The 9,751-nt window shown below is 55.2% G+C and carries 9 protein-coding genes and 4 pseudogenes; 5 read left to right on the top strand and 8 right to left on the bottom strand.

Annotation, left to right across the window (positions count from 1 at the left end; all coding sequences use genetic code 11):
• Window positions 1-196 (top strand): annotated as a pseudogene (locus DH08_RS17460) (IS1595 family transposase); the annotation flags it as partial.
• Window positions 197-386: 190 nt separating this feature from the next.
• Here DH08_RS17460 and DH08_RS17465 read toward each other — a convergent pair.
• The 6 genes and pseudogenes from DH08_RS17465 to DH08_RS37470 all read right to left on the bottom strand — a co-directional run.
• On the bottom strand, window positions 387-707 hold the full coding sequence (locus tag DH08_RS17465) for a LysR family transcriptional regulator substrate-binding protein (protein ID WP_192180466.1): 321 nt from the start codon (window positions 705-707) through the stop codon (window positions 387-389).
• On the bottom strand, window positions 653-1,222 hold the full coding sequence (locus DH08_RS36440; RefSeq protein ID WP_246800912.1) for a PAS-domain containing protein: 570 nt from the start codon (window positions 1,220-1,222) through the stop codon (window positions 653-655). Before DH08_RS36440 ends, DH08_RS17465 begins: the two co-directional genes overlap by 55 nt.
• 588 nt (window positions 1,223-1,810) lie before the next feature.
• Entirely contained in the window at window positions 1,811-2,587 is a 777-nt protein-coding gene (locus tag DH08_RS17475) for a hypothetical protein (protein WP_192180468.1), read from the bottom strand.
• Between the two features lie 359 nt (window positions 2,588-2,946).
• Window positions 2,947-3,216: a hypothetical protein gene (locus DH08_RS17480; RefSeq protein ID WP_192180470.1), complete on the bottom strand. Its 270-nt coding sequence runs from the start codon at window positions 3,214-3,216 to the stop codon at window positions 2,947-2,949.
• Window positions 3,217-3,634: 418 nt separating this feature from the next.
• A pseudogene (gene thiD / locus DH08_RS37165) lies at window positions 3,635-4,135 on the bottom strand (bifunctional hydroxymethylpyrimidine kinase/phosphomethylpyrimidine kinase); the annotation flags it as partial.
• Window positions 4,136-4,209: 74 nt separating this feature from the next.
• Window positions 4,210-4,293 (bottom strand): annotated as a pseudogene (locus DH08_RS37470) (hydroxymethylpyrimidine/phosphomethylpyrimidine kinase); the annotation flags it as partial.
• On the opposite strand from DH08_RS37470, the gene DH08_RS37175 reads away from it, so the two are divergent.
• The 3 genes from DH08_RS37175 to DH08_RS17495 all read left to right on the top strand — a co-directional run bounded on the left by DH08_RS37175 (window position 4,271) and on the right by DH08_RS17495 (window position 6,868).
• Window positions 4,271-4,402 carry a hypothetical protein gene (locus DH08_RS37175; RefSeq protein ID WP_345892415.1) on the top strand — a complete coding sequence of 44 codons (132 nt, stop codon included), beginning with the start codon at window positions 4,271-4,273 and terminating at the stop codon, window positions 4,400-4,402. The pseudogene DH08_RS37470 and the gene DH08_RS37175 sit on opposite strands and share 23 nt — an antisense overlap.
• 1,198 nt (window positions 4,403-5,600) lie before the next feature.
• Complete coding sequence (locus tag DH08_RS17490; RefSeq protein ID WP_192180471.1) at window positions 5,601-6,110, top strand: hypothetical protein; 510 nt, start codon at window positions 5,601-5,603, stop codon at window positions 6,108-6,110.
• Between the two features lie 8 nt (window positions 6,111-6,118).
• Complete coding sequence (locus DH08_RS17495; protein WP_192180473.1) at window positions 6,119-6,868, top strand: hypothetical protein; 750 nt, start codon at window positions 6,119-6,121, stop codon at window positions 6,866-6,868.
• Window positions 6,869-6,985: 117 nt separating this feature from the next.
• Here DH08_RS17495 and DH08_RS17500 read toward each other — a convergent pair.
• Window positions 6,986-7,870: pseudogene (locus tag DH08_RS17500) on the bottom strand (IS1595 family transposase).
• Between the two features lie 430 nt (window positions 7,871-8,300).
• On the opposite strand from DH08_RS17500, the gene DH08_RS17505 reads away from it, so the two are divergent.
• Window positions 8,301-8,714, top strand: coding sequence for a hypothetical protein (locus tag DH08_RS17505; protein ID WP_192180475.1), 414 nt, complete (start codon window positions 8,301-8,303; stop codon window positions 8,712-8,714).
• 635 nt (window positions 8,715-9,349) lie between these two features.
• On the opposite strand, the gene DH08_RS17510 is transcribed toward DH08_RS17505, so the two are convergent.
• Window positions 9,350-9,676 carry an EAL domain-containing protein gene (locus tag DH08_RS17510; RefSeq protein WP_345892413.1) on the bottom strand — a complete coding sequence of 109 codons (327 nt, stop codon included), beginning with the start codon at window positions 9,674-9,676 and terminating at the stop codon, window positions 9,350-9,352.
• Between the last annotated feature and the right edge of the window lie 75 nt (window positions 9,677-9,751).

Raw genomic sequence — 9,751 nt, forward strand, 5'->3', positions numbered from 1 at the left:
ATGGTCGCAGCGCGTCGTCACCGGAAACGTCATTCGCAAAACCCGGCATGGCCGGGAGAGCGTGCGAACCTTGTGGTCGCGCGTGCCGCCTGCGCTGCAATTGACGAATGTTTTTCGCACCGCCACGGGTCGTCAGATGCGCCGAAGCCCGTATGGCGGCATCATCATCAAATCAGCCGTAGCTGTCTTTGGTTGATAAGGGCCGCGTTGGTTGGCGGGAAACCAACGCTATTCCCTCAAGGTGAGTCTCAGTCCCCACGCCAGCGCCTTCGGAACGGCGTTGGCAGTGATATCCAAGGAAGCGGGGCAGCAGATCCGTCTCCCATTTTTCGACTTCGCAAGCGGTGACGAGCGGCTACTTCGTGGAAAGGCGCAGATCGTTCACGCTATCCAGGCCAGTGGAATGACTTTGCAGCCCGGAGCATGGCCGCAGTTGCCGGGCTGTAGGGGCGTCCCAGAACGCTGAGCATAGAGATCTTGCGGCTGACTTCTGGCTCGATCAAGGGGCGTTGCAGCAGTTCTGGCAGCGTGACTGAACATTCCGGCATGAAGGCAAATCCGATCCGCGCCATCACCATTGCCAGAACCCAGTCCTCACGTTCCGATCGAAAGCGCGCATAGAGCTTCACATTGTTGGCAGCACAGGTCGCCATCACCATTTCGCGCATTTCGCAAGAAAGTCGGTCAACATAGGGTTCGCCAGACAAATCGCAGAGTTTGACGTCCCGGCGGTGACGCGCCGCTCGACGATTTCGCCCAGCGTCAAGCCTGGCTGTAGTTCATCGGGCGCAATGCGGTAAATTTCCGCATAGCGCCGGTTGCATAGGATCAGCCGTTCGTCGGCGCCAAAAAAGCAGATGCCTTGCGAGATGTTGTCGATCGCCGTCTCCAACCGCAACGCCTGGCTCTCGAGCGTCGCGATCGTAGCGCGAAGTTCGCGCTCGAGGATTTCATACGAAGCCGTCGCCAGTTTTGTCAGCGCGGCGAGATCGGTCGACTCGGGTCTCTCGGTGGCACGCCTGGATGGCTTCGTGACCAAACAGAGTTCCTCCGAATTTGATGCTTGGAAAAAACCAAGAGAGATCAGACTGAAAGTTAGCGCGCAATAATACTGTTCAAAATATGTAATGGTCGGTAAACTGATCGAGATGCTTGAGTGACCAGGAGATACCCCTTCGCAATATTGCGTAAATTCTTGGAGAAAATGGCCATCGTCAGCCATGCTCGGCGTCAGAAGATGATGTCCCGACAGTTCTGTAAAAAGCTGAAAACGGGGCAGCCTTTGATCCGAACGACGGCGGCCACGGCAGCATGGTGACGCCACTGGGCGTTGCCGCCTAAAGACTGGCAAACTGGCAACGCCCGCAACGACGTTGGTCTGATCGTGTGGGCTTACAAGCGGCCGACATCCATGTGGTCGCGCGAGCGATGTCGACTGGGAACCGCTGCGCTGCGCCAATTCTGATCTCGCCGGATTTCAGCCGCCGATCCCGACGCGGTCGTTTTTCCTCTGACGTTTATCCCAATTATGCTGGCCGTATGATAGCGCTCGGCCCTGAGTGATTCAGGAAACCAGGTCCGGCGTCTCTCCTGCCTTCGCCTCCCATTGCTGGTCCGATTTCTTGCGGCACCCCATACCGGGCCAGACGCGCAACTAGACTCGAAGTGGTCGTTTTATCCAGGCATCCGGTTCAGCTAGTTTCCTGCCATCCTTTTCGAGGTGTTTGCTTGGATGCCCAGCAACTGCAGGCCGCTGAGCTGCTTTTCGTCTGCTCGGAGGATATCGATGCTCGATTTCGACGGAGCAGGGTTAACTATACCCTGTTGACGTACCTCGATTTTCTGTCTTCAGGATGGCTAACAATATTTCAGCTTTTCTTAGATCATTCGGATCATCCATGCCTTCTTCGATTCTGCGCATCATCAGCTTGAGGCATCCTTCTGCCAAAGGTCTTGCGGCATTCGCCCCTAGCACCTTCATGGCGCTTTCAAGCATCTCCGGCTCTTCCGACAAAAAAGTGGCGAATATCTCTTCATGCGGAATTGGACCGTTCTCTATCGAGAACTGCACCGTGAGAGGCACGATGGATCGCAGCATGAGTTCGTCATAGCGGACATTGGCAGCCTCGAAAGCCTTCATACTCTGCGGATCATCGGAGAGAGATTTGCGGAAAGTTTCGATCCAAGCTTCGCGTAACCTGTCGCATTGGCTGGCCACCTCCTTCGCTTGGCCACCCGCTCCTGTCGCTAATTTGATGGTGTCTTCTAGGGCTAGGCGAACCGGCTCTAGTTCTTGCAAGGTGGCCACCTCAGGCAAGTTGCTCGCGAGTTTCACCACATCCTCAAATTTCGCCGAAGCCTTTGCCAACTCCTCGCGATCCCTGCGACGAGCGTGTTCGAGTTGTTCGAGAGTGACTTGTCGCCTCTCAGGCTCAAAATATGGGTTGTTCAGACGCGTAATTAAGTGCATCTCATAGGCGCCAGGATTTTCCGAAAAGCAATGGACCGGGCTCGGCGCTCTCGTGGCCTCGCTGGAAGTCCGCCCGGCTAATGGCTCCGCTGCGGTTTGAGTTTTTTCAGCGGCCATGGTTCTCCCTGCGTATTTGGTGGTTCATTGTATACTGGACATGTCATTCCTACGAAGTATTCTGCGCGGCACTGACGCAGGGTGCCAGAGGCCCATCATTGTTTCTCAAACTGTTCAACCGGCGCATAGGTTCCGGTGAGCTGACGGTCCGCGCATCGTGACCAATTGCGAGGGCGCGCACGGACGACCGAAGGACGGCTAGGAAGGAAGCACGGCGGCACTTTCATCTCAGGCGCCACTCTGCGTAGTCGTGCGCACTGCTTGTGGTGCTGCCGTGCTAGGATGGATTCCTGGGACGATGTCTGCCTTGGCCCACGCTACCATGCCGTTTCGGCGAGCCGATCGTCCGGGCTCCATCCTTAGCCCACTTGCGGCGGTGGCTGGCAGTGCTTGGCAGCTTCGTCGAGCGCCTTGGCTGGGTCTTTGACCGCCTGGGTTTTCATGATCTTTGCCGCCGTTTCGATGAGGCAAGCCACATAGTCGTCCTCCTGATCGCCAACAATCAGACTGGCGACGGCGGCCGCAGCCACAGGAAGGGTTACAAGCAGCTTTGAAGTGCTCGCACGACGACGTGGTCCGCTCATTATCGCAACCGGTTCAACAAGCATTATCCGGAGAAAGGATGACATTCGGCCTCTCCTTCCCAGTGTCATGAGAAACGAACTTTCGTTTCGAATTCATGAATGGCGACTCGAGGGATGAAACGGGACGATAGACCAGCACCGGTTTCGAAGCGCATACGACCACTCCGAGGCCGGCTGACACACCCAACGAGCAGGAGACTTCGTGCTAAGATTCTGTGGTCGAGACCGTCAGTCCACCCCTATGCGCAATGTGCGCGACAGGGTGCATATACGGCAAATTTGCCGGGCGGGCAGCCCAAAATGCATCCCTTTAGTGCTCCCGGCTCTTCTGCTGCCGGAGCTGGTCGGCGAGACGAACTTCGGCTTTACAGCAAGGCCCTCTGGAACCACTCGATACGATTGTCATCACCAGGTTGCCGACACAACGCATTTGTGAGCTTGGCTGGACGCGGAAATGATGTGGTCATTCGGCTGCATTCTTCTGCAGGTTCTGAAAAACAAACAGCTTGCCTTTGCGCACGCTGTCTTCAAGCGGACATCCCTTCGCCAGATGCGCCGCAATCGCGCTGGCCAACATGCAGCCCGTCCCACGCACGGACGTGGCCAGGCGCGGTGCGTCATAGCGGATCAGCTCCGGATCGCGACCCAACAGAATGTCTGTTGAACGAGGGCCTGCGGCGTGGCCACCCTTGATCACCAGGGCCTGTGAACCCGCCGAAAGCAAACTTTGGCCCTGCCTGACTACTTCGTTCTCATCCACCGCCAGTGCCGAGCCAACGAGGAGCGCCAGTTCGATGAGATTGGGGGTGACGAGACGGCAAAGCGGCATCAGATTGCGCTTCATGGCGGTGATGGCGCCTGCTTCCAGGAGCGCCCGGCCTGAGGTCGAGGCCAGCACCGGGTCAAGTACTGCCGGCACCTGCGGATTCTCGCGCAGCGCGCCGGCAACGGCAACGACGATCTCAGCCGTCGCGAGCTGCCGATCTTGATGGCCGCGACATCGTTGGCCTGTAGAGCAGCGCGCATCTGGTCGGCCACAAGGCTTGGCGACGAATGATGGATTTCCGTCACACTGTCGTGCGTCTGCACCGTCAGCGCGGTGACAGCCCGGCAACTGCGCACGCCGATGGACGAGATCGTCTCGATGTCGCGCGAGATTCCGGCCGCGCCGCTGGAGTCCGATCCCGGCAACGACAAGCACATGCGGTTCTATCCAGACCAATTGTGGTAATCTTCTCCATGGACGGCTCTCCCTTATGTGACTTTCGACAGCCACACTTTGGCACATTGCGATGCCGGGAGCGGAGGCCGTCCACCGCATCAGGTCACGACCCACTTGTTGCGGTACCATTTGTCGAACGATACCCAGGTTCCGTCCTGAAGTTCTTAGCCGCCGGCTCGCAGGCTACTCGTACGGTCGCTGAGCGCTGAGCCCCGGTAGATGGCGACCAGCGATGTTATGAAATCCTGCGCACCTGATGGAGACGCCCCTGGCAACGCGACCGGCGCGAGCATAGCCCGACGGACAATGCGTCGATTGCCTGACCTTGGCACGTGCGCGAACACCTCGCCCCACGAACCTTGGGCCAGCGCTCGGCGGCGCGTCGCAGCCAAACCGCGCATGCGTGCTCGTCCGCGACAGCCCCTCGTTGGCCGGATAACCCGGCAGCACAATTGCACGAGCGGTGTTACCGCGAGCGTTAATCGGCCTGCGGACCATCAAAGCCACGCGACCGCGATCATGTGAGACAATTCCAAAATCCTTGCCACTTTAACCGGAGGACAAAATGCAACTGATCGCCAACCTGGACAAGTACAGGTCGATTTGAAGTCCAATCGGGCTAGCGGTTGACCGCATAATGACGTCGGCAGCCACGATTGTACTCGGCTATCGGCGTCGACGCCGCCAGAAACCGTTGCGGTCAGGGCCGCCTAACATTCCAAATTCCTTATATCTTTAAACAAATTAAAGGAAAACATTTAACTGCCCTTTTTTTGTTCAGCCGCATTCTATGCAAGCCCTTTGGTTGGCGGCACGACAACGAGCTCACGATTAGAGAAAAACATAAACTCAAAATGAGCACTGTATCCCCAGCGAAAATCCTTTATATTGTAAATGGTACAATCAAGCGCCGTCACAGGCAACTTTTTACCAAAAAAATTCCAGTCACGATCCGTGCATCCGACGCCGGGGTGTCCTTTCTTTTACAGGAACAGCATCTGTCTTCGAATGTTGTTCCATACGTAGAATTTGAGTCGGCCACGATAAGGAATTTTCTTTGGATTAAAAAAATAGTTATAACAACCCAGGCTGGGAGTGAATCGATTCGCTGCGCCGAATCTAGCAAAAATATAGGGAATTATCCCCTTCAAGCAAGTGACGCGAGTGGGACTCGGATTCCCGCTTAAGGTGTGTTCAAATCGGCTCAATGCAAGCCGATCTCAGCGTCCTGTTTTCCGCAGAAAAGTCATTCCCCACCCGACGCACTTGGCAGCGTCGGGACAAGGAATGGATTACGTTTGTTTCTCCGATTGATATTGATGGCGTGACTGTCGAGGGGTTGCAGTTCCGCGCTCAAGCCATGCGCATTCGGCCTGACGAATTCTTGTCCTTTCAGCTCGAATATTATCCGCCAAGGCGCCAGCCTCGCGGCGGCCCTATGGCAAGGATCGAGTGGAGACCGTTGAGGCCTCACAACAACAAAATGATTGGGCCGCCCGAATACCGAAACGTGCTGCAAAAAGGGACCCACAACCACGACTTTTTTCTGAATTGGGATCACAGCCAAAACAGCGTTCGAACGGGGTGTCTTGATATTTCTGTGCCGATCGAACCGGAACCGACGTACGACGAAATCCTTGTGTTTGTGGGCAAAGAGTTTAGAATCTCGAACATAGACTGGATGCCGGTTCCACCTTGGAATGGCATCCTGTTTTGAGAGTGAAAATGATCGTAGCTCCCGACAAATCCCTTTCCGCTACCGTTGACTCGGCGATGCGAGAAATCGTGTCTGCCGCTCACAGACCGGAAGGCTCCTACGTAAACCTGCCCATCCTATACCCAAGTGGGTCGGCGGCTGTTGTGCGCATTTCCGGCGGCCCGGACAAGTTTTTCGTCACGGATTTTGGCCTTGGCTATTCGGAAGCTGAGATGATGGGCGCTGACCGGACGTATGTGCGCCAAGCCAAAGCTATCGGACAAAATTCCGGCGTTGGTTTCGACGAACACTCCTTTTTTGTTCTTGAAGTTCCGCTGGACAGGATCCCTGGTGCAATCGTCACGATAGCCAACTGTTCCGTCGAGACCGTCACCCTTTGTGCCTACAAAATGGCTGAAAAAGCAGCTGTGGATGCGTCGGAATTCCTTATTGCGCGCCTTGAGGCCGTATTCGGCGCTGAACGAATTGCGAGACACGAAAAGGTAGTGGGCGCTTCAAACCACGAATGGGACTTTACCGCTGCTCTCAAAGACGGTCGGCGGACAAGCCTATTTGAATTCGCTACAAAACACCCAAATTCCGTTGCCAGCGTAGCGATGAAAATGAACGATATCGCGCTGCTTGACCGTGCACCACAGCGTATCGTCATGGTTCATAACAAGATGGAAATGGGCACTTATTTGGGTGTTCTTTCCCACTCTTCTAACGTGATCGAAGAGGCAATGCCTATCGAACAGATGCGAAGGCTGGCGGCATGATTTCACTTGCCGAAGCGTTGCGGGAAAACCGCTTGGAAGAGTTCATTCGCCAGCAAGAGGCAGCGGGCATAGGTCCTATTGAAGAGGCCGCCTTCCTAAAAGCGGCCTCCAAAGTCATCAAACACGAGCAACAATCAGATCGAACATCGCGTTCTGCATCACGCGGTGGTTCGACCGGAAAGAATTCCGCAAGGTAGCGGTCCATGTACTTGGCCGACACGTGAATGTGGGTCGAGCGAACCGAAACTTTGAACAGCTTCCAGAAGCTCTCGACGTGATTTACCGAATGGGTCTCGCCCGTGCGGTAATCGTAGGACGACCAGATTTTCTCGCCATGCGGCACGGAACCGTGCACATAGCCATCACCCTCCAGTAAGCCATACGACATGAGTTCGTCGGTCGAGACGACCGAACCGGGCTCGACGTTGCGCAGCGTCACATCGCGAAGTGTGGACTTCTTGACGTTCGGAATGATCGCCGTGCGAATGTCGCCGTCGCGTTCCTTCATGCCCATGACAATGGTCTTGCCGGCGGCACCACGACCACGCTTGCCGGGGCGATGACCGCCCACGTAGGTCTCATCCATCTCGACGTGGCCTTGAAGCATGTCGAAGTCCTGCAGCGAACCGATAAGCTCACGGATTTCATCCCCATGCGCCATGCGGTCTTGTAGGTCACGCCAAGCTGGCGCTGAAGCTCTTTGCCCGAAACGCCATGGCGCGTCGTGACGAACAGATAGATCGCATAGAACCACGACTGGAGCGGCGTACGGGTATCTTCAAAAACCGTGCCGGCAGTCGGGTAAACGTGGTCGCCGCAATGCGAGCAGGCAAAGGCACGGCGGTCGCTCATGCGGTGGAACGTCGAGAGAGCATGGCACTTGCGGCACGGATGCTTCATGCCGAAGCGAACGTCCATGATGTGCTGGAGGCAAGCTTCGTCATCCGGGAACCGGGCGAAGAAGTCGCGAACCGAAAACAGGGGTGCTTTGCTCTTGTTCATGCCCTCAATATAGGGCAGTTACCGTACTTGCGTCAAGGGGATAATTCCAAAAATATATATGAGTTTTGTAGTTTCGTAAATGAAAGGATAGCAGAGGCTAAAAAGAAGCCATTCGCGGCTCGATTCAAGCTTACTCAGATCGAAGCTCCATCTGGACAAATGTTTCGGCCAGAGGAATCTGCCAATCGAGAATACGGGTCTGCAATCGACCTTCTTTTCGACCCGGCCAAATGGGAGGAAGACCAGTATGACGAGATCTTGAGTGAGGTATCGATCCGAAGCCAGGATCCTTTGCCCCATGCGGCAATCCAAAAGCAAAGTCAAACCAAAACACCTCAGTTAAAGGACCGGCGGCCCCCATTATTCAGCACGAAAGATAACAAAAAAACCAAATATATATTTAACGGGCAAACGCGGTGGCTGGAAGGTAATGGGCCTCGTTGTTATTATCATCATCGGAGCGATATTAGCGTGGCAAGCTGGCGCATTAATGAGAGAAGAGTCAGGTAATCCACCCGCAATCGCCGCGAAAAGAGCTGAGCCACCACCTGGGCCGGTTTTGTCCAAAACAGAGCTTAAACAGGGTGGGGAGGCGCGTCTAATGACGCAAATCGTCGAAATTATTGAAGACAAACGGAAATATGCCAAGTTAGTTAAATTGCTGGCTGAAAAGCGGATCTTAAAAGGCGCTGGCTATCGCGAGTTCGCCGCGCGGAATGGCTTGGAGGAGGAGCGGCTAGCGCAGATAGAATCCGGTAAGACAAACGCATCCTGTGTTGAGATAATCGACTATATACTGGGCTTAAACGAGGATGTGGCAGGCATAATCAAGGAGGTGAGGTGAAAATGGTGCGGGCGGCTCTCTTGGCTGTAATATTAGACCTGATTATATCCCCGGCTCTCAATGCCGCTGAGCCAGACGACCGTCCTTGCGAACTCATAAGAGTCGCATTGAGAAATAGCATAGAAACAATAATTTTACTGGAAATGCAAAATTTCAACCTAAAGAAAGATAGCGCCTATGACCAGAATTATAGCGCATATTACGATGAGGCGTTGTCGCATTTTAACACGAAAGCGTTGGTAAGAGCCATGGAGGCAGTTTCTGATCGTTGTCTGTTGTAAAGCAGAAAGGATTGATCCGGCCCTGATACTTTGCCCGCAGTGCCCGCCGGCGCGCCACAACGGGGTGATTGTTTTCGCTGGCGATCAGCGTCGCTTTTTCTGACTGAACTTCTGGCGTGGGAGAATCCCACGCTGAGCGGTACTCGACCGCAAGGCGACGCTAGACCAACTCGGCCATCAGTCCGCGCAGGCAGAAAGTCCCTTGGTCTACAGCGCCGCCAAAAACCCAAAATCGTTTCAGCGGCGATCTGGCGGCGTTTGAAGCTGCCCGTCTCGCGAAAGCGCTTCAGCCAATTCATCGCCTTGCTGTAACAGAAGCCAAAGCCCGCCGCAGCCAGCATGCGCGACAGACCCTCAAACGCCGCCATCGTCCAGCTGGCGGGTTGAGGCAAATGTCCCTATTGGCTCACTCGTCCGCTTTGGCTTCCGGCCAGTACGGATCGCCGGGGACCCAATTACGGCGAGGGCATCCAAAATCGACTTTGGCTTGCCCAGGAAGAACCCCTGCGCGAGTTGGACGCCGGCCTTTTGTAGCATTTCTAGTTCGGCATTTGTTTCCACACCCTCCGCAACGAGTTGGCTGCCGAGAACATTTGCAAACGTGACAAGTCCGGCAATGAGAGCATAACGCCCCGGATCACTGTCGACACCACGGGTGAGCGTCGCGTCAACTTTGATCACATCGGGTTCTAGCCCGTCTTATGCACAACGATGGGCCTTTGAGGCTGGCGGATGTAGCTTAAGCGATTGATTTGG

It is taken from the genome of Mesorhizobium amorphae, from assembly GCF_014843845.1.
In the GTDB taxonomy this organism is placed as follows: Bacteria; Pseudomonadota; Alphaproteobacteria; order Rhizobiales; family Rhizobiaceae; genus Mesorhizobium; species Mesorhizobium amorphae_A.